This window comes from Butyrivibrio sp. INlla18 (genome assembly GCF_900103635.1).
Lineage (GTDB): Bacteria > Bacillota > Clostridia > Lachnospirales > Lachnospiraceae > Butyrivibrio.
Genome location: NZ_FMXK01000021.1, coordinates 38,123 through 59,077 on the forward strand (window position 1 = coordinate 38,123; position 20,955 = coordinate 59,077).

General features: G+C 39.1%; 17 protein-coding genes and 1 other annotated feature. Of the genes, 2 read left to right on the plus strand and 15 right to left on the minus strand.

Going from position 1 to position 20,955, the window contains the following annotated elements; translation table 11 throughout:
- Window positions 1-57: 57 nt before the first annotated feature.
- Together BLS24_RS13600 and BLS24_RS13605 are read right to left on the minus strand one after the other, a co-directional pair.
- Window positions 58-672 (minus strand): class D sortase, encoded by a 615-nt coding sequence (locus BLS24_RS13600; protein WP_176764443.1) that lies wholly within the window; start codon window positions 670-672, stop codon window positions 58-60.
- Window positions 659-4,831 carry an MSCRAMM family protein gene (locus tag BLS24_RS13605; RefSeq protein ID WP_091760296.1) on the minus strand — a complete coding sequence of 1,391 codons (4,173 nt, stop codon included), beginning with the start codon at window positions 4,829-4,831 and terminating at the stop codon, window positions 659-661. Before BLS24_RS13605 ends, BLS24_RS13600 begins: the two co-directional genes overlap by 14 nt.
- A 285-nt stretch (window positions 4,832-5,116) precedes the next feature.
- Here BLS24_RS13605 and fsa point away from each other — a divergent pair, with 285 nt between their 5' ends.
- Window positions 5,117-5,770, plus strand: a complete 654-nt coding sequence (fsa, locus tag BLS24_RS13610; RefSeq protein WP_091760299.1) for a fructose-6-phosphate aldolase — start codon at window positions 5,117-5,119, stop codon at window positions 5,768-5,770.
- Between the two features lie 95 nt (window positions 5,771-5,865).
- Here fsa and trpS read toward each other — a convergent pair whose 3' ends face one another.
- From trpS to tyrS, 13 genes are all read right to left on the minus strand, one after another.
- Window positions 5,866-6,867, minus strand: coding sequence for a tryptophan--tRNA ligase (gene trpS / locus BLS24_RS13615; protein WP_091760301.1), 1,002 nt, complete (start codon window positions 6,865-6,867; stop codon window positions 5,866-5,868).
- Window positions 6,857-7,489 carry a metallophosphoesterase gene (locus tag BLS24_RS13620; RefSeq protein WP_091760303.1) on the minus strand — a complete coding sequence of 211 codons (633 nt, stop codon included), beginning with the start codon at window positions 7,487-7,489 and terminating at the stop codon, window positions 6,857-6,859. The genes trpS and BLS24_RS13620 overlap by 11 nt, the downstream gene beginning before the upstream one ends.
- Window positions 7,490-7,505: 16 nt before the next feature.
- Window positions 7,506-8,000, minus strand: a complete 495-nt coding sequence (gene rnhA, locus BLS24_RS13625; RefSeq protein ID WP_091760306.1) for a ribonuclease HI — start codon at window positions 7,998-8,000, stop codon at window positions 7,506-7,508.
- Window positions 8,000-9,673, minus strand: a complete 1,674-nt coding sequence (locus BLS24_RS13630) for a MutS-related protein (protein WP_091760309.1) — start codon at window positions 9,671-9,673, stop codon at window positions 8,000-8,002. Before BLS24_RS13630 ends, rnhA begins: the two co-directional genes overlap by 1 nt.
- Before the next feature lie 3 nt (window positions 9,674-9,676).
- Complete coding sequence (locus BLS24_RS13635) at window positions 9,677-10,981, minus strand: amidohydrolase (protein ID WP_091760312.1); 1,305 nt, start codon at window positions 10,979-10,981, stop codon at window positions 9,677-9,679.
- Between the two features lie 21 nt (window positions 10,982-11,002).
- On the minus strand, window positions 11,003-11,833 hold the full coding sequence (locus tag BLS24_RS13640) for a purine-nucleoside phosphorylase (protein WP_091760314.1): 831 nt from the start codon (window positions 11,831-11,833) through the stop codon (window positions 11,003-11,005).
- Window positions 11,834-11,936: 103 nt separating this feature from the next.
- Entirely contained in the window at window positions 11,937-13,868 is a 1,932-nt protein-coding gene (locus tag BLS24_RS13645; protein ID WP_091760317.1) for a serine hydrolase domain-containing protein, read from the minus strand.
- Between the two features lie 5 nt (window positions 13,869-13,873).
- On the minus strand, window positions 13,874-15,769 hold the full coding sequence (locus tag BLS24_RS13650) for a heavy metal translocating P-type ATPase (protein ID WP_091760320.1): 1,896 nt from the start codon (window positions 15,767-15,769) through the stop codon (window positions 13,874-13,876).
- A 23-nt stretch (window positions 15,770-15,792) separates the two neighbouring features.
- Window positions 15,793-16,011 carry a cation transporter gene (locus tag BLS24_RS13655; protein ID WP_091760323.1) on the minus strand — a complete coding sequence of 73 codons (219 nt, stop codon included), beginning with the start codon at window positions 16,009-16,011 and terminating at the stop codon, window positions 15,793-15,795.
- Between the two features lie 36 nt (window positions 16,012-16,047).
- Complete coding sequence (locus BLS24_RS13660; protein WP_091760326.1) at window positions 16,048-16,407, minus strand: ArsR/SmtB family transcription factor; 360 nt, start codon at window positions 16,405-16,407, stop codon at window positions 16,048-16,050.
- 146 nt (window positions 16,408-16,553) lie between these two features.
- On the minus strand, window positions 16,554-16,946 hold the full coding sequence (locus tag BLS24_RS13665) for a hypothetical protein (RefSeq protein WP_091760329.1): 393 nt from the start codon (window positions 16,944-16,946) through the stop codon (window positions 16,554-16,556).
- 14 nt (window positions 16,947-16,960) lie between these two features.
- Window positions 16,961-18,694 (minus strand): alpha-galactosidase, encoded by a 1,734-nt coding sequence (locus BLS24_RS13670; protein ID WP_242872312.1) that lies wholly within the window; start codon window positions 18,692-18,694, stop codon window positions 16,961-16,963.
- A gap of 36 nt (window positions 18,695-18,730) precedes the next feature.
- On the minus strand, window positions 18,731-19,951 hold the full coding sequence (gene tyrS / locus BLS24_RS13675) for a tyrosine--tRNA ligase (RefSeq protein WP_091760332.1): 1,221 nt from the start codon (window positions 19,949-19,951) through the stop codon (window positions 18,731-18,733).
- Window positions 19,952-20,015: 64 nt separating this feature from the next.
- Window positions 20,016-20,271: a binding site (T-box leader), on the minus strand.
- Window positions 20,272-20,419: 148 nt separating this feature from the next.
- Here tyrS and BLS24_RS13680 point away from each other — a divergent pair.
- The gene (locus BLS24_RS13680; protein ID WP_091760336.1) at window positions 20,420-20,716 is read left to right on the plus strand and encodes a hypothetical protein; all 297 of its coding nucleotides are present in this window, start codon (window positions 20,420-20,422) and stop codon (window positions 20,714-20,716) included.
- Window positions 20,717-20,955: the final 239 nt, after the last annotated feature.

Below are 20,955 nucleotides of genomic sequence, written 5' to 3' on the forward strand. Positions count from 1 at the left end.
ATACTTTAACGCTTTAAATCAGGTTAGTCAACAAAATTGCGAGGCTAAATGTACTTTTTATTCAACTCTTTCAGCAATCACAACAAGTCTGTGAGTAGCTATATAGATAGGTGTGCAGGTATAAAGAGTAAGTATCTCTTCTTCAGTATTATCCAAGATGCTTACATCTTCTGGCTCCACGACCTTTATTTCTTTTACCTTGTAGGTATAAGTCTCTTCATGAGTATCAACATAGATCATGTCGCCGATCTCAACTTCATCGAGTCTATTAAAGAACTTACCAAAGGTATAATTTCTATGACCTGCTATTACGCAGTTTCCCTTTTCTCCTGGATTTACAGTAGATGTATCATGTCCAAGAGAATTAGCAAGGGCTTCCTTTGAAGTCCCTTCACTTACAGGTTCAACAGAATCAATCTTTGGAATCTTTACAAGATAGTTTATCTTAGAATCAAAGGTAGGAGCTTCCTCTTCAGAATTCTCACCTTCACTTAAAACTATATCCTCAGTATCTTCTATTTTTTCCCAAGTATCATCCTCATTAAATGAATTAATGGCTTCAAGCTTAGTAAGATACTGGAAGGTATTAACGGTAATTGATGTCACAAGTACAAGGACACCAATTACCATTAGAACAAAGCCTAGGAATCTAACAAATTTATTTCTTTTCATTCTTCTTACCAAAACATAAGTGCATACCAAGTAAAAGCATGACAAGTCCAAATACATAGGATAAAACAGTTCCAAAGAATCCTGCAGTCTTAGCAAGTCTAGGAGCACCGCTTTCATCTTCATCGCCAAGATACTCGCCAAGAACATCTGGAAGAACACTCATATCAATAGGCTTCTTAACAGTTTGTCCATTAGTATTTGTAGCAGATGCTGTTGTAGCCCCACTGCTTGAGCTTAGTGAATCAGATGAGCCGCTTCCTGAACCGCTTCCATCACCAGAACCTGACTCACCACCATTTGAAGATGAGCCATTAGAAGGATTTGACTTTGGAATAAGCTTATTCTTAAATACAAGCTTCTTGCTGCCTGTATTTGTAAAGGAACCGTCTGCATTCAAAGTCCAGATATTTCCGTCACTATCAATCTTAAAGATGATTGGATCAGCTTTGAGATACCCTTCTGGAACCTCATCCTGAACTGCAATGTACTTGGTTTGATAGTTAATATCAGCAGTACCATTAGTTGCATCATTTGGAACGATGCCTGTTGCAAGAGTAGCTCCAGCCAAGCTTCCATCAAGCTCACTAACAGTAACCTTTGTTCCATCTAAAGGATTGCCATCAGGGCCAAGTCCTTCAACAGAAATGCCACTCTTCTTGGATGTATCAACCTTATTAACAACGGTTAAAAGATTACTGTCTAATGTTGTATAGCTTGAACCATTCCATGAAAAGAGCTTTAATTTATTTCCGTCTTTTGCAATCTTGATCTTCATTGCATCTGCTTTAATAAAGCCCTTTGGAGCATCCTTCTGAACTATGTAATACTCGCCTTCATTGAGCTCTACTGACTTAATGGTTCCGTCTGTATTCCATGTAGCAATAGGATCTGAACCATCAGCATTTTTGCTAACTACAAGTGTTGCTCCTGTAAGCTTTTCAGACTGCTTGTCAGAAAGGTTATTTACACTAAGTTCAAAGATATTCTTCTTAGGATCATATCCGATCTTTTTGTTTGTTACAGTTGCTTCAAGAGAATTCTTGTTAAATACAACTTCGATATCGTCTTTATTAACCTGATATCCTTCTGGAGCCTTTGTTTCTCTAAGATAATAGGTATTTCCCTTAACAAGCTTATTTACAAGTCTTGCCTGCCCTTTTGAGTTAGTTGTAACTTCAGCAATTACCTTCTTATCTGCATCAAGGATCTGGAATGTAGCACCTGGTAAAAGAGATCCGTCTTCAAAGTCTTTTTTGGTAATAACAAGTCTTGTTGAAGATGAGTTATTAACTGAACTAAACTCACTAGCTGAGAAGCTGCAATTTGAGGAAATATCCTCATTTTCCTGGAAGCCAATGAGCTTCACATCATTAGTAAAGTCATTAAGTGACTTATCCTCCATACTTGCTGAATAAACAAGTACGCAGGCTTTATTTGTGCCACTTGTAAGCTTAATATCAATTCTTGTCTTGTCCCCATCTTTTTCTACAGTTACTTTAGAAGGCACCTCAGTAGATGTTGCAGATAGATCTCCCGTTGTAGGATCAACTGTGCATTCATAAAGATGAATTGAATCAGAGATAAACTCAAAGCTTGCTCCAAGAGTATCTCTAAGTACTGTTCCAGCTGGAATTTCCTGTTTTCCATAGTTTAAGTAAACAGTATAATCAACTAGTCCTGTCGAAGGATTTATCTTACCCTTCTTGGAAAGAATAACGTTTTTAATAGGTGTAGTGCAGTTTGAAGAAAGACCTGCTGCGTTATCATCAAACTTAACTGTTGCCTCGTTCTTTATCTGAGTAGACTCATTATTCTTAAGGCCTAAGATCAGCTCATCTTTAACCTTAACGCTAAACGTAATAGTCTTCTTGGCATCATCACCAGCAGTAATATCTCCAAGATCTATTGTTAGAACTCCATTTGTATAAGTGTAACTACTTGCAAGGCTTCCGTTGATCTTAAGTGAACCAGGAACAAGCTCTACGCCTGCTTTGATAAGTTCATCGGTAACAGTAACGCTCTTCATTTCCATCTTGTTATCGTTAACAACTACTTTGTATTCGATCTCATGTGTATCGTAGTTGTATGAACCTGAAGTCTTGGTGATAACTGTACTTGTAAGGGTCTTGGATGCTGTATCCTTTGCAAGTAGTTTATCACCTGTATATATCTCAGCTTTGTTTGTAAAAGCCTGAGACTTATTATTTGCCCAGAAATTCTTATCAACTATCTCAGATACAACATTAAATGTAACGCTCTTGCCGCTTAGCTTATCTTCAAATACAATTGAATACTCGTTTAAGTTATCAAAAGAAGTTACATCAGGAAGTGTACTTCCATCACTTAACTTGATGTTATTGATCTCTATAAGCTTTTGATCTGTAGGTAAAACGTCTTTGATAGTAATATTAGTAATTGGCTTTTTATTTTTGTTAGCTGTAACTGTCCATGTAATCTGATGTGTCTTGGAATCATAGGCAGTGTATTCTTTGTGAATTCCAGCCTTTACAGAAAGACCTGTTATACCAACTCCAACGTTCTTGGTAAATACTTCTGTTCCAGCTTCGTCTTCATATGAGATCCAAGCCTTGTTTTCTGGAACTTTTCTATTAGTCTTCTGGAACTCCTCGAAGTCCTTGATCTGAGTAGTATAGGTAACCTTTATAGTACCTGCATTTGAAACGTCGCCAAAAGAAACACAGAAATCATATCCGCTTCCTGCGCCCTCTAATGTGCCTGCAGGTCCGTCAATAGAAAGACTTCCACTTACAAGCTCCATAGTAGTTTCATTATCTGTATCAAACTTATCGTAAAGCTTAAGGTTCTTGAGGCTGTAGTTATTAGTATCGATTGTTACAGTCCAGTTAGCTCTGCCAGTAGAAAGGTCGATCTCTCCACCTTCCTTCTTGATCCACTGATTGTACTCCTTGGTAACAGGAACTGTAGCGTTATCAGATGCAATTTCTTTGTCTGCATCATCAAGGATCTTGGCACTATTTGAGAAGTTGATCGTCTTGCCACCAGAAGTATTGTCCTTAAAGGAATCCTTCATGAAATCAGCTGTTGGCTTAGTCTGATATTTGATGACTATATCTGAATCTGTCGTTGCTGCTGATACAGCATACTCTATGGAACTAGTTGAAACAGTAAGTCCATCAGTAACCGCTGTGTCATTCACCTTAAAAGAGCCATCAACATAGACCTGTTCCCCAGCAAAAGTATCGACGAATTTAAAGCCGTTAGCATAGGAAATTGCATTAGCATCTCTATCAATATTTACAGTCCAATTTATAACATCATTAGTCTTATCATAGGTACCAGTTTTATTTAAGCTTGGTGCCTTAGGCTGGTTTTCAGACACCTTTACAACAACGTTTCTATCGCCGATCTTAAGGTCTATCTTAGACTGGTTTTTGTATGCATCTGCAACTTTGTTAAGAGTAAACTGAAAGCCAAACTGAGCATTTTCATTCTTTTCATACTCTTTATCTACAATTGTAAGCTTGATCTTACCTTCTTCAAACTCAACAGTTGCAAACTCATTTCCATTACATGTAAGTGAAGGAATTGATATTCCGCTGTAATCAAAGCCGGCATTAGGCGCATCAAAGTAGAAAACCTCTCCCTTAGTTACATAAACTGGAGCTGGCTCACTATCAGCAGCAATATCCTCAACACCATAGTTAACACCAATAGGGCTCTTTAACTGGTAATTAACTGTGATAACATCGTCAAGAGAAAGAGCTTCTATATCAGTTACACTCTTACCATTTATGGTCATTGTGACAGATGATAAAAGATCTGCATCTGTTGGCGATGATTTTCCTGGAACGACAATCTTTGATTCTCCAAGAAGTGCAGGATCTCCCCCATCTAAAAAGCCAAAATCAAAAGCAGAAAAAGTAAGAGATGTCTCTTCATTAGTCTTGTCTTTTTCTTCTGGTGTCTCTTCATTCGTTTTGTCTTTTTCTTCTTCCGGAACACTCTCCCATATATTTGCAGCTTCAGTAGATGCTGCGTAACCTGGTTCTTCAGATGTAGTATAGACATCGTCTGTAAGGTCCTTATTATCTAAATTTTCTGCATACGATAAAAAACCAGTGCCAAGCAAATTAACGCAAAGCACCAGACTTAAAAAGATTCTTGATATACTTTTCATTATGCCTTCCCCTTGAGCAATTATGTAATGATATTAAGTCTACATTTTATTTCAATATTATGATAAGCAAATCACCATATAACAGCAACATTTAACTTTAAACATTCTGTGTTAGAATTGTGATAAAACTGTGAACGCCCATGAGAGCATTAAGTGAGTGAAAATAAGCAATATGCAAATATATTTCCAAATTCATAAGTGCTATCATATTCTAGGCAAAGTAATAAACAAAAGTTCAAAAATTGCTTAAAAAGCATATAAATTTAGTCAAAAGGAGTAAGTAAAATGAAGTTTTTTGTAGACACAGCCAACATTGAAGAAATCAAAAAAGCAAATGACATGGGGGTTATCTGCGGTGTAACAACAAACCCTTCTCTTATCGCTAAGGAAGGCCGCGATGTTTATGAAGTAGTTAAAGAGATCGCTTCTATCGTTGATGGACCAATCAGCGGAGAAGTTAAAGCTACTACAGTTGATGCTGAGGGCATGATCGCTGAAGGCAGAGAAATTGCTAAGCTTCACAAGAACATGGTTGTTAAGATCCCTATGACAGTTGAAGGACTTAAGGCTTGTAAGGTTCTTTCAAGCGAAGGCATCAAGGTTAACATGACTCTTATATTCACAGCAAACCAGGCTCTTCTTTGCGCAAGAGCAGGCGCTGCATTCGTTAGCCCATTCCTTGGAAGACTTGATGACATCAGCGTTCGTGGTACAGATCTTATCTCAGAAGTTGCTGAGATCTTCAATATCCACAACATCCAGACAGAGATCATCGCAGCAAGTATCCGTCATCCAATGCATGTTACAGACTGCGCACTTGCAGGTGCTGACATCGCAACTGTTCCTTACAAGGTAATCGAGCAGATGACACATCACCCACTTACAGATGCAGGTATCGAGAAGTTCCAGAAGGACTACCTTGCAGTATTCGGTGAATGATCTTATTTTGAAATACAATAAATAATTAACGCTCCTTGTAGCCATCTAAACTACAAGGAGCGTTATTTTATTGATTAAAAACAAAAGTGGTCTTTTTATATCTGGTAGAAACCAACTTTCTTGTATACCTTGCGAAGTGTCTTATTAGCTATGTAATTAGCTTTCTCAGCACCCTCTTTATATACATTCTCAAGGTAAGCCTTGTCAGCAATAAGTCTCTTAGCTTCCTCACGGATTGGTGCAATTGTATCAATAACAGCTTCACCAACTGCTGGTTTAAATACGCCGTAGCCCTGTCCAGCAAATTCCTTTTCGATTTCTTCAAAGCTCTTACCAGTAATAGTTGAATAGATGTTCATAAGGTTTGCTACGCCTGGCTTATTTTCCTTGTCATAGCGTACGCAGTTCTCTGTATCTGAGTCTGTAACTGCTCTCTTGAACTTCTTCATGATGACATTGTCATCATCCATAAGGAATACGCAGCCGTTTGGCTCAGACTTACTCATCTTGGAACCTGGAGTTGTAAGACCATAGATACGAGCACCAGTCTTGGCAATATAAGGTTCAGGAATACGGAATACATCACCGTAGATATTGTTAAATCTCTCTGCGATATTTCTTGTAAGCTCTACGTGCTGCTTCTGATCCTCACCAACTGGTACATAGTGTGGCTGGTAAAGTAAGATATCAGCAGCCATAAGAGAAGGATATGTGAAAAGACCTGCATTGATATTATCCTTATGCTTCTCAGACTTATCCTTAAACTGTGTCATACGTGAAAGCTCACCAAACATTGTGTAGCAGTCAAGAACCCATCCGAGCTGAGCATGTGCTGGCACATGTGACTGAAGGAACAATGTGTTCTTCTCAGGGTCAAGACCTGATGCAATGTAAAGAGCAAGCATCTCGAGAGAACGACGACGAAGCTCCTTAGGATCCTGACGTACTGTTATTGTATGCATATCTGCCATGAAATAATAGCATTCAAACTCATTTACTCTATCCGCCCAATTCTTGATCGCTCCAAGATAATTGCCAAGGTGAAGGTCACCACTTGGCTGAATTCCTGAAAGCATAATCTTCTTTTCATTTTCCATAATCAGAACTCTCCTCTATAGCTTTATTTAACTTGATCCACTCCGTAAGGGTAAGTGGCGTATAATCAGATCTTTTGCAGAAGCAATTTATCATATTGCAGGGAATATAACTTTCATGTGTGCTTCCAATAGGATTATAAGGCGTAGTCCTTATCATCTCAATGATTTTTTTCATAAGAACTTCATCTCTTGTCTCATGAACATGACCATATAACATGTATGTCTTTGGATCACCATTGTGACGAAGTCTGTACTGTCCATCATAAAAAGGAATTGGATAATGACTGCAGATCACTTTCTTTTGAGAATCAGTTATCTCCTTATAATCTTCGATCCATTCAAATCTTGAAGCATCAAAATCAGCTGATTTGATGTATTTGTCGTGATTACCAGTTATGAGGCAAAGCTTACCTTTGAGCTTATGAATAAGCTCGTTGGTCTCATCAACTTTTCCAAGAGAAAGGTCCCCCAAGATAACAACTGTATCTGCATTTGTAACCTTGTCATTCCACTTTGTAAGCATATAGTCATTCATGGCTTCTACGCTTTCAAAGCCTCTTTTATCCATCCTATCATTAAGTGCACCATGAAAAAAATGGCAGTCTGCAATGTAGTATATCAATATAAATCCTCGTCAATCATATTACTCTAAGGTCGCCGCCATCGTCGTGATATAAAAGCGACTCCTCTTGATCAGCAGCTGTTGTAGCAAGCTCATCGCATCTCTCATTCTCGGGATGTCCAGCATGGCCCTTGACCCAGTTCCAGGTAATCTTGTGGGGCTCAGCTGCCTGAAGAAGCCTCCTCCAGAGTTCAACATTTTTAACTGGCTGCTTACTTGCTGTTTTCCAGCCCTTTTTGATCCAGCCACTGATCCAATCATCAGTAAATGCCTTGATAACATACTGAGAATCAGAAAAGACATAGACTTCGCAAGGCCTATTAAGACTCTCCAACCCTTTAATAACCCCAAGAAGCTCCATTCTGTTGTTAGTGGTCTTGTCAAAGCCAGCGCTTATTTCTTTTTCGTGAACCTCACCTTTTGAATCAACCACTCTAAGGATAGTTCCAAATCCTCCTGGTCCATCAGGGTTACCCCTAGCTGAACCATCAGAATATAATTCAACCTTCATTATTTCCAAACTCCTGTTGCAAGGAAATTATCTGCAAGTGCCTGTGCGCTCTGGACAATCTTGTCATCATATCCAAGGACTCCAAGAAGCTTAATAGCATTTCTGGTAGTTGCAGGGCCTTCCTTGATAGTGTAATCAAAGTGAACATCGTTATCCGTTACATTTCCTTCGAAGTGATAAATACCAAATTCATTTTTCAAAAGAGATGTAAGCTCGATATCATGTGTTGCAGCAAAGCATGTTACATCATTAACTGCAAAGGTCTTAAGGATCTGAGTTGAAGCTGCGATTCTCTCAATTGTGTTAGTTCCTCTAAGAACCTCATCTACAAAGCAAAGAACCTTCTTGTGAGCACTTGTAGCCGCATCAAGAATTCTCTTGATAGACTTGATCTCAACAATGTAGTAACTATCGCCTTCAAAGATATCATCATTGAGCGCCATGGATGAATAAATAAGATAAAGAGGCGCTTTATAGTTCTTAGCCAGAACTGTGTGTGTAGTCTGAGCAAGAAGTGAGTTTATACCACAGCACTTAAGGAAGGTTGACTTACCAGAAGCATTTGAACCTGTGATAAGTACGCCCTTATCAGTTGAGATGCTGTTAGTTACTGCTCCTTCAATAAGTGGATGAAGTAGCTCTTTTGCCTCATATGATCCATCAGCAAATTTAGGAACACAATAAAAGTCCTTAAAGCTCTCTCTAAAGCAAGCAATTGAAATATAGCTTTCAATCTTACCTGTGATAGTAATAACCTTATCGAGCTCGTCTCTATTTTTCATGATCTGCTTGTACATCTGATTGAATTTGATAAGGTCAACGTGAGTTGCCATTCTGATGTAATCAAGCATAAGTTCAGCAGGGTTACCGCTAGAATTCATGCGATTAGGGGACATTAAGATATATGAACCCTTTGTAATAGAGCTAAGTTTCTTACCTGCTTCTTTCATGGCCTCTACATCATCAGAGATAATATCCATATCGAGCTTTTCAAAATAACCTACAGTATTGATGACTCTCATGATATATCTGTAAGAAGCAAGATAAGGATCGATATCGCCCTTAACCTTGAAATATCTTACAACGTTATATGCAACTGCCAGAAGGAATGCGATAAAGCCGATCCTAAAGTTGATGAAGCAAACTGGAATTGTAATAGCAATGATCAAAAGCATCAGATAATGCTCTCTGTTACTAAAGTTTGTTACATCATCAAGGTAATCGATATAATCGTAGATTGAATATCTGATCTGTCTTCCTATCTTTGAAAAAATAAGCTGAAGCTTTCTTCTGTCTTCATCATGAGTTCTGAAGTACTCAACCTTTTTCTCAAGTTCCTCAAAATCATCCTCAGTCTTTGGTGACCTTAAAAGATAATAAAGGTACTCTTCACCAGTGGCACTAAGGCAATAGTTCATTCTGGCAAAAACGCCGTCCATGTTAAGGTCATTCCAGGTTGTATCATCAATCTGAAAATCCTCTTTGTGGGCTTTGAAATAACCAAGGAGATGATCAAGCTCATCAGCCTTGTATTCTCTGTTTGGTGCCTCGCCAAAGTTCTTTTTAAGTTTGTTTAAAAGATATCTCTCAGAATTCTTCTGATCACGTATGCCCAAGATGTATGCAATAAATGAAATACCAACAAGCACACTTAAAAAAATTATACTTTCCATACTTTATAAGCCGTAAATCCTTTTCTTTATTTTTTCAGCCTTCTCATAGATCTCTAAAGGCTCTTCCCCAATATTAAATTTACCGTTCTGATAACGGATAACGCCGCCTATCATAGTCATAAGGATGTTACTCTTGCTGCCGCTATAAACAAGATTTTTAACTATGTTGTTAATAGGCTGCATATTTGGCTGAGACATATCGATCATGATCATATCAGCAAGCTTACCTTCTGAAAGGTAGTCTGCATCATTAAGTCCCATACATCTAGCTCCGTTAACAGTAGCCATCTTCAGAACCTCTGCAGCATCAATGCAAGAAGCATCCATGTTCCTTAGCTTGCCAAGTCCTGTCACAAGGAACATCTCTCTAAACATATCAAGACAGTTGTTACTTGCAGGTCCATCAGTACCAATAGCTACAGGAATGCCGCACTCAAGGTACTCCTTAATAGGCGCTATACCGCTAGCAAGCTTTGTGTTTGAACCAGGATTAGTAACGGCGTAAAGACCTCTCTTTTTCATGATCTCTCTGTCTTTGTCACTAGTCCAAACAAGGTGGTAACCGCCTCCGCCATAATCAAAAAGCCCAATAGAATCAAAGAACTCTATAGGAGTCATGCCATATCTATCCATGCACTCCTTAGTCTCAGACTCTGTCTCCTGAATATGAGCCCAAAATGGTGCCTTATACTTGTGCACAAGCTCTGCACACTTTTCCAAAAGCTCTTTGAAACAAGTATATTCAGCGTGAACTCCGAGAATAAATGAATTAAACTCATCTCTTCCATTGAGCTCATTGTAGTATCTTTCCAAAAGCTCTACAGACTGGCTAAAGTTACTGACACAGCTAGTCTGAACGCATCTAAATCCGCAGTCTCTAAAAGCATCTGCTACAGAAAAAGGAGTAAGGTACATCTCAAAGGCTGCAGTGATGCCGCTAGTTAAATACTCCAAGATAGATATCTTAGAAAGTTCATAGATATCCTCTGCTGTCATCTTGGCTTCGATTGGGAATATCTGTTTATTAAGCCAATCAGAAAGTGGCAGATCATCAGCACTAGACCTCATAAGTGTCATAGCTGAATGAGTATGCGCATTCTTAAAACCAGGCATTAAGAGATTTCCTTTACAGTCAATCTCCTCATCCCAAACAAGTATCTCGTCAGGATGACTCTCACAATAAGTTCTAGCTTCCTCTTCAGTCCCGGAAAATTTGATCCTATCTCCAACTACCCAAACTTCCCCATTAAAAATGTCTCTGCCAGGCTCCATAGTAAGTACTCTGGCGTTAAAAAAACGATATCTCATACCTACTCCCAAATATTATTATTAGAATTTAAAACGCTTGATAGATTCTGTTACAAGCTTTGTGAAAAGAGGTGCTGCCTTATCAGCTGCTTCCTGAACTTCCTCATGTGAAAGTGGATTGTCTGAAAGACCAGCGGCAAGATTACTGATGCAAGATACACCGCAGACTCTAAGTCCCATGTGATTTGCAGCAATAGCCTCATTTACAGTACTCATACCAACAGCTGATACTCCAAGTCCTGCAAGAAGTTTGATCTCTGCAGGTGACTCAAATGAAGGACCTGTAAGCTGGCAGTATACACCTTCCTTAAGGTCGATACCATTTTCTTTTGCTGTTTCTCTTATGACATCCTGAAGGTCCTTTTTGTAAACACCTGACATATCAGGGAATCTAGGACCAAGTTCATCAAGATTTGCGCCAATAAGTGGATTTGGAGCAAATACTGAAACGTGATCTGTAATAAGCATAAGGTCTCCAGCCTTAAATCCCTTGCCAAGTCCGCCAGAAGCATTTGTAAGGAATAAAATCTTGGCTCCAAGCATTCCCATAAGTCTTGCTGGAAGAACAACATCACTAATGTCATAGCCTTCATAGAAGTGAACTCTTCCCTTCATGCATACAACCTTAGTATCTCCAACGTATCCAAAGATAAACTTTCCAGCATGACCTGGAACTGTAGATACTGGAAATCCTGGAATATCCTTATACTCAATTTCTGTTTCGATCTTTATATTATCAGCGTAGTTGCCAAGGCCTGAACCAAGAACCAATGCCACATCAGGCACAAAATCAGTTCTTTTTCTGATCTCCTCCTTGCAACTTACAAGCTTTTCATAAACTTTATTTGCCATTATGATCACCCTTTCTTTTTAATTTCCTATTCAATAAGACAAGGCCGGAAACACACATATTTCCGACCTTGTTATCATACCATAAAAATCACTTATTTAGTATTCATGAGCTTAACTTTCCATGAATTACAGGCTGAATCGTGTTCTTAACAGCCTCTTCAAGTACTTCTTTCATGCCGCCCTTAACGATCTTTGAAAAGATAACTCCCTGAACTCCAGTAATACCCTCAGGTGCTATATTTTTCATAGTATCTATCAACATGTCAGAGCCTGGTGTCTCAAAGAGTCTAAGCTCAATTCCTGATGGAACAGATGGATGAATGAATGTACCCTTTCTGTCCATCCTATCAGCAGCATCATCGCTAAAGTAGATATTAAAGGTTCTAGAGCAGGCTTCCTCAAGAAAATAGATCTCGTTTCTAATAACAAATCTATTGTATTCGTCCGTAGTACAGGTAGAAGCCATAGAAACCATGTACTTTTCTCCATGCATATTAACTAGGCTCTTATATCTCCTGCCTCCAAAGCCGCAGCGAAGTGAGTAAATATCAGTTCCTTCATAGATATCAATATAAAAAGAGTTATTTGTCCCTTTTCTAAAGCCAATCTTGTACATACCATCAGTAAAGTTATTATGTACAACCTGCATCATAAGAGGGAAAATACCAACGCCCGTTACATCAAGATCATAAAACTTGCCATCAAGCTTTGATAGCCATTTACTTAAAAGCTGGTTCTCGTTTCTAAGATTATAAGCATCAAGAGACGCTCTAAAGCATCCTCTCTTATTGTCATGGGATAGCCTTACTCTCCTAGGACTACCGAGGGTCATAGAAATAGCCTTTTTCTTGAATCCGCCGCTACTTATAACTGGAAAATCCTTGGTCCTTCCGCTTACTGACTTACAGATAGCCTTAAGATCTGATAATGCAGCAAAGTCTTCCTCCAAAGGAACAAGACTTGTTTTGATCTCAGATTTCATTGCATTTCTGATCTTAACTGCCATAAGTGACGTCTGGAATATATCGGAGTTACCTGCATTTGTAACTACCACCATGTCGATATCAGGATATACAAAGACGTTTTGACCAAGCATACCGTTAAAAGCATAGGATCCAGGCCTATCATCATTTATCCAAAGCTGGTAGCCATAATGCTCGTTGTCATCCTGGCCAGTTTCTATCTGCCATGAGGTAGACTCTATTACCCACTGAGCTGGTACGATCTGAGTTCCATGCCACATGCCCTTTTGAAGATAGAGCTGTCCCATTTTGGCCATATCCTCAATACGCATAAATAGGCCCCAGCCGCCTTTGGTGATTCCTTGAGGACAACTCTCCCAAAAGACTCTCTTGATGCCCATAGGCTCGAATATTCTCTTTTTACAGAATTCAAATAGAGACTCCCCTGTGATCTCAGTAACTATGGCAGACAGCATATATGTGTTCATGCTGTTGTACTCAAACTTAGATCCAGGTTCAAAATTAAAGCTCGAACTAAGATAGCTCTTTCTCCAGTCATTTCCGCTTATGGCACCGGCTTCGTTAAATGAAACGCCGCTACTCATATTAAGGAGATTCTGAACTGTTACAGGCTTTTTGAAAAGACCTAGTGGTCCCATTCTAGAACTAAAGATATCCGAAAGCTTATCTGTAAGAGAAAGCTTTCCTTCGTCAACTAGGATACCGATAGCCATTCCAACTATACTCTTACACATAGAATATGAAACATGCCAGGTATCCATCACATATGGTTCAAAAGAACATTCCGCAACCACATAGCCATGCCTTAAAAACATGATCTTGTGCATATTACATTCCTTGTTTTCAGAAAGTTCTCTTATAAGACCAGTAAAAAATGCAGAACTGACGCCCTGTGATTCAGGTGACTTCCTCAAAAGCGCCTCTTCACCAGGATCAGGGTTACTAGAAAACTCAGGTTTCTGAGGTTTGTAGTCAACCTTACTGATCTCGCCAGTTTCCCTGGTCATAAGCTTTAAAAGAAGTTCTCCAACGTCAAGTCCTGCATTAGCCATTCATCTTACCTCTCAAGACGCAATGCTCTCATGGAATTAAGGATAGCCAAAACCGCTACTCCAACATCTCCAAATACTGCAAGCCACATAGAAGCAATACCAAGTGCTCCAAGTACAAGAATAAGTAGTTTAACAGCCAGAGCAAATACGATATTTTCCTTCACTATTGTGATAGTCTTGCGGGCAATCTTGATGATCTGTGAAATTTTCCTGATGTCATCGTCCATGATAACGATGTCTGCAGCTTCGATCGCAGCGTCGCTTCCAAGTGATCCCATGGCGATTCCTACATCAGCTCTCATGAGAACAGGAGCATCGTTGATACCATCACCCACAAATACAAGTTTATTATCATTATCCTCTGATGTGAGTAATTTTTCAACTTTCGCAACTTTGTCAGCTGGAAGAAGCTCAGATTCTACAGTATCTATGCCTATCTTAGAAGCTACATCAAGAGCAGTCTCTTTTCTGTCTCCTGTGAGCATTACTGTATTCTTAACGCCAACCTTCTTCATAAGGCTGATGGCATCCTTTGCTTCTGACTTAATGACATCTGATATAACAATTGAACCAATAAATTTCTTATCAAGAGCAACATATACTGCTGTTCCTACTTCTTTTGCCAGGTCAAAAGAGATACCTTCATCTGTCATTAACTTGGCATTTCCTAAAAGAAGTTCCTTGCCTTCATAATTTGAAACAATACCATGACCAGCAAGCTCTTTGGAACTAGCATCTGCAAGCATATCCTTTAAGGCAGCTTCGCCGACCTTTTCCTGATAAGCTGTAACTATTGATCTAGCAATAGGGTGATTTGAAACCGCTTCACCAAATGCTGCGATCTTAAGAAGCTCATCAGCTGAAACAGCGTTTTCATAAGGAGCTACAGATGTAACCTTAAATTCACCCTTTGTAAGAGTTCCTGTCTTGTCAAAGACTACTGTGCTAGCCTTGGATACAGCCTCAAGATAGTTACTTCCCTTAACAAGGACGCCAATCTTGGATGCAGCACCAATTCCGCCAAAGAAACCAAGAGGAACTGAAATAACAAGTGCACACGGACAAGAAACAATTAGAAATACGCAGGCTCTTCTGATACTATCTGAAAATGCCATCTGACCAAAAAGTGGAGGAAGTACAGCAAGAAGTACCGCTCCAATAGTAACTACAGGTGTGTAGTACTTAGCAAACCTCGTAATGAAGTTCTCCATTCTGGATTTCTTGTTACTTGCGTTTTCTACAAGCTCCAAGATCTTGGCAACAGTAGAATCCTCATAAACCTTAGTTGCTCTAACCTTTAGAACACCCTCACCATTTACGCATCCGCTGATAACCTGATCTCCAACGGCAACTCTTCTAGGAACTGACTCACCAGTAAGAGCCGCAGTATCGATAAAGGACTCACCTTCTACAACTTCAGCATCTACAGGGATCTTTTCACCAGCTCTTATAAGAAGTACGTCGCCAATACTAACTTCCTCGGGATCAGCCTCATTTACCTTGCCATCTTCTGATACGATATTGGCAAACTCAGGAGCAATGCTCATCATCTCAGTGATAGACTGTCTAGACTTACCAACAGCGTAGCTCTGGAACAGCTCACCAACCTGGTAAAAGAGCATTACTGCAAGAGCTTCTGAATACTCTCTGATACCAAAGGCTCCAAAAGTAGCGATCATCATAAGGAAGTTCTCATCAAAGACTTGTCCATGACTGATGTTAATGGCTGCCTTTCTGATAACGTCATAACCAATGATGATGTATGGGATCAGATATAAAACAAATCTTACAAGCTCAGGAACATTATCAAATAAACCAGTCTTATCACATACAAGCAAGATTATAAATAATGCAAGTACTACAAGTATTCTATTTCTAACTTTTTTCTGTTTCTTTGTCATAGCCTTAAACCTCTAAAAATAAGTTAGGCAAGTTCGATCTCACAATCTGGCTCAACCTTTTTGCAAGCCTTAACAGCTTCATCTAAAACCTTATCAAATACATCCTCAGCAGCTTCTAAAGTAAACTTCTGTGTCATGAAATTAACTCTGGCATTCTCAACACCACTGATCTTCTTAACTGCTTCCTCCATCTTTGCTGCACAGTTTGCGCAATCAACCTCACACTTATATGTCTTTTTCATAATTTATCCTTTCCGCCTTAAGAGGCTATAAAAAATTTACTCTTCAATATGATTAAGCCCCTGGTCGATGATAGTTCTGACATGATCATCTGCAAGGAAATAAACAACCTGTTTACCTTCTCGTCTGTTACCTACGAGTTTGCTCTGCTTCAATATCTTGAGCTGATGTGATATTGCTGACTGAGTCATCTCAAGGGATTCAGCTATATCACAAACGCACATCTCTGATTCAAATAAAGCAAATAATATCTTGATCCTGGTTGAATCACCAAAGACTTTGAATAGCTCTGCAAGATCATATAATTCGTCTTCATTTGGAAGATCTCTATGAACCTTGAGAACGATATCACTGTGGCAATGGTGTACGTCGCAGTGTTCTACATCATTAAGTGCCATGTTTCGTACCTCCTATGTAAATCTATATTAAAAATACATGTTTCATTTTTTGATTTGAACATATGAATGACTGTTCATATGTTCAATATAAAACTACTCCTATTATTTGTCAATACATTAATCAAAAATAATAGGAGTCATTATATTTACTGGGCTAGAGCCATTACATTATCAGTTATTTTTTTAGTTTCTTCTTTGGAAATAATCTCATCTCCTCCAAAAAGATCATCCTTTAAAGGAGCTATAACTCTTCTAACATAGCACTGAGCAATAGGATTAGCACAAACTTTGCAGTCATAGATATCCTTAAGCTTAGATGCATCTTCCCAATCTCTATCTTTTAATTTCAATGCATATTTTATAAACTCATAGCATATCCTTGCAGCCTGCTTCTTGGTTAGCTGTAACTCAAAAAGGGCTTCCCCCTTTCTATCAAGGATCTCGGTAAGATAAAGTCCAAGATCCTCTGTAGAAAGGGATTGCCCTGTAAGAGTCTCATATTTACTTATAAGTTCATAAGTAAATTCAACTGAATTCATATTTTCCTTTTACTTTAATCAACAGGAGTTAATATAAATGTCTTGTTGTCGCAGGCTTTAAGGCCTTTGACCATCAAAACATCCTTATCATTTAAGACTTCTTCCTTGGTATATACGTCTTTTACCATGTACTTCTGAAAGCCCTTAGGATTAAAGTCATGCAAAGTAACTGCATATTCCTCATTATTGTCCTTAAGACTTAGGTTAATAAAGCTAATAGCAAGTTTTCCGTCTGATAAGTTCTTTTTGAGGATATCAACTCTGTCAATATCTCTGATGTATTCCTTGGATGGATCATCTTGAGACAGGCTACTAAATACACGTTTTGCCTGAATGCCAAGCTTGTCTTGATTGATAGAAATAAGGTCTTCATTGGCAATTATGTTGTAGATCTCATCACCTTTACTTACTCTTCTAAGGTCAACCCCAAGCATAAGAGGTGAATTCATCATGCACCACATTGCCATGTGAGTCTTGTTCTGAGTCTTAGTAAGACCATCCATACCGATCATGAGCATATCAGGATCATTCCAGCCCTTATCAAGACCTGAGAATTCGTCCATGATAACAGCCTTATTGTACTGAGTTGTTACGCTTGTAGTATAATCCTCAATCCATGCGCCGTGACCTGGATCTCCGTCACTTCCAACTCTAAAGGTAATATCATTTAAGATTCTCCAGGAGTCGCAGACTTTATAGCCCCAGTTATGCGGCTGAGTCTTGCCCCATTCGCAGGCTGAATAATAGATGTCCTTGTCAGGATCAAGTTTCTTAAGCTCTTTTAATAATCTTGCATAGGAGTTAAGAGTATTTTCCTGTCTCCTATGATTCATAAGTCTAAGCTTATTATTTCCCCTAGATAAAGAGATCTTAATATCCTGGCTCCATTCATAGCTTTCCTCATTCTCAGTTTCTTTTAACAGATCATCGTAAAAGAAGCTATCACTTACAGCAACCTGAAGCCACTCTCCAATGCCTTCCTTCTTGCCTGTAGCATAAAGGACGTTTAAGCTCACAACCTTGTCGGAATCTGAAAAGATATCAAATAAAAGCTCACTACTTCTAGGTCCAACAGGACTAGCATCAGGGCCTGTACCATCGTAGGTTCCAAGGAATGTAACATGGTCATCCTCTAATCTTGCAAGGTCTCCTGTTATCTTGCCATCAGAAGCTACCTTGTATTCAAAACCGTCAACCTTAATAGCCTTGATATTAGGTGCAAATGTAAATCTAGCATTTTCAGCATTAGAAAATGTGGCGTTATCAAAAGGATAATAGCAATTATCAACCTTTAAAAAGTCAACGCCCCACTCAAGATAGCTCTTGGCATCTACATCTTCGTAGCCGCAGGTTCCAACCTGGGCTCCAGCGCAAAGATTAGTACCAATGTCATTGTACATTCCAAATTTAAGACCTTTATCATGAACGTAGTCAGATAAAGCCTTAAAGCCAGATGGAAACTTAACTTCCTCGTTAGAAAGCTTGCCATCTACTCTTTCTGGCTTGTAGCAGCCATCGTCCAAGATAACATACTCATAGCCAAGCTTATCAAGACCAAGTTCCACGATCTTGTCAGCCATAACCTTTGTCAGCGCCTCTGTGTTGCCACTTCCAAAAGCATTCCAGCTATTCCAGCCCATGGCAGGAAGCTTATTTTTTTGCTTGCCTGCCAGGACCTTACCATTCTCAAATTGATCAAACCTGCCATCTTCCTCGATACGATCAGGAAACAAGTTGTCATAACCCATGCCGTAAATACCCCTTAAGTAATATTATTTAGTCTATTAGCAGGTAACCTTCTTGAAGGACTTTTTACCCTTCTTTACCATGATTCCATCTGCAAAGAAGTCCTTAGTATAAGTTGTCTTTACATCTGAAACCTTTTCTTCATTTACAAGAACGCCGCCCTGCTCTACAGCACGTCTAGCTTCACTTCTTGTTGCGCAAAGACCTGCAGAAACAAGAACCTGCATGATATCAACAACGCCATCTCTAAAGTCCTCTTCCTTAAGAGCAACAGATGGAACGTTTGCCATATCTCCGCCGCCTGCAAAAAGAGCTCTAGCAGCATCCTGAGCCTTCTGTGCTTCTTCCTTACCATGTACAAGTGCTGTAAGCTCGAATGCAAGGATTTCCTTCTTTTCGTTGATTCTTGAAGGATCCCACTTCTCCATCTCAAGGATTTCTTCGATAGGAATGAATGTAAGCATCTTGATGCACTTATCAACGTCAGCATCCCCAACGTTTCTCCAGTACTGGTAGAAATCAAATGGTGATGTCTTGTTAGGATCAAGCCATACAGCATTTCCTGCTGTCTTACCCATCTTCTTGCCCTGTGAATCTGTCAAAAGAGTAATTGTCATAGCGTGAGCATCCTTGCCAAGCTTTCTACGGATAAGCTCTGTACCGCCAAGCATGTTGCTCCACTGATCGTCTCCACCAAACTCAAGGTTACAGTTGTATTTCTGGAACATGTAATAGAAGTCGTATGACTGCATGATCATGTAGTTAAACTCAAGGAAGCTAAGTCCCTTTTCCATACGCTGCTTGTAGCACTCAGCTCTAAGCATGTTATTTACTGAAAAGCAAGCACCAACCTCTCTTAAAAGCTCGATGTAATTAAGGTTAAGAATCCAGTCAGCGTTATTGACCATCATAGCCTTGCCTTCACCAAAGTCGATAAACTTCTCCATCTGCTTCTTGAAGCACTCTGCGTTGTGATCGATATCCTCTCTTGTAAGCATCTTTCTCATATCAGTTCTTCCTGATGGATCACCGATCATTGTTGTACCGCCACCAATAAGTGCGATAGGCTTGTTACCAGCTTCCTGAAGTCTCTTCATAAGTGTAAGAGCCATGAAGTGACCTGCAGTAAGAGAATCTGCTGTACAATCAAATCCAATGTAGAATGTAGCCTTTCCCTCATTTACAAGGTCTCTTATCTGCTCTTCATCAGTAACCTGAGCGATAAGGCCTCTTGCTTTAAGTTCCTCGTAAATCTTCATATTTGTCTCCTTTTCCTATTCACGGTGCGAAGGTATAAAAAAATCCTCCGCAACCAATCTGATTGCGAAGGACGAAATATTCCGTGTTACCACCTTCATTCACATACAGCTCACGCCATATGCCTCAATAAGTACGATCTTAATAATAAAAAAGACGATACTCTCCTGATATAACGGTCAGTCCCCGTCAGAAACTACTGTAATTTCGCCTCTGCAGCTCACGGAGGTATTCATCATCACTCTTAACTAAAGCTTCTCACCAACCAGCTATTCTCTGTTGTCAGGCTGTGACAATTACTTATTCCGATCAATGCCTTTTCTTTTATATTCTTAGCCTATTCTAAGATTCAGACGAATTTATGTCAAGTTTTTAGAAACATAAATTTTGAAATTTGTTAAAAACATGTACACATTTTCGACACATTAATTTCAGAGAATAAAAAAGGCAATTTTCAAGGAGGAAATAAAATGTTTACAACAAGTCTTTATACGCTACAAAAGAACAACCCAAGTACATTTGCAGTTATGATGACCAAACGTCAGCGCAGACAGTTAAGTGATTATTTACGTAATCTTCAATCTGACTTTGATATTGACGGCAGTAACAATCAGTATAGTACTCTTACAAACAAAATAGAAAATGGCTACATGTCATACAATGACACTGAATTAAAACTTATGAGAGCTGCTATTACTTGGAACAGGTTCTACGCACCACTTTCATTTTTACTTCAAAAGTACATGTTACGTACAGTTAATAGATGAAACTTCCCAACTTTGGGAAGTTTTTTCTTTTACAAAAAGTTACCATACACAATTTGGGGATAGCCGCTGGCTAGTTCACTGGGGCCGCGCCCTGCCTCCGCCTAGTCTAGCTAAGTGGGGCCACCAACCTAAAGTTTGTTTTTGAGAATCTCTGAGGATTTTTCTATGTTCATGAGCGTTATATTTCTTACTTTAAATTCTGTTTTTGAAACACTGTCTGAGTCTTTGATGCCATTTTT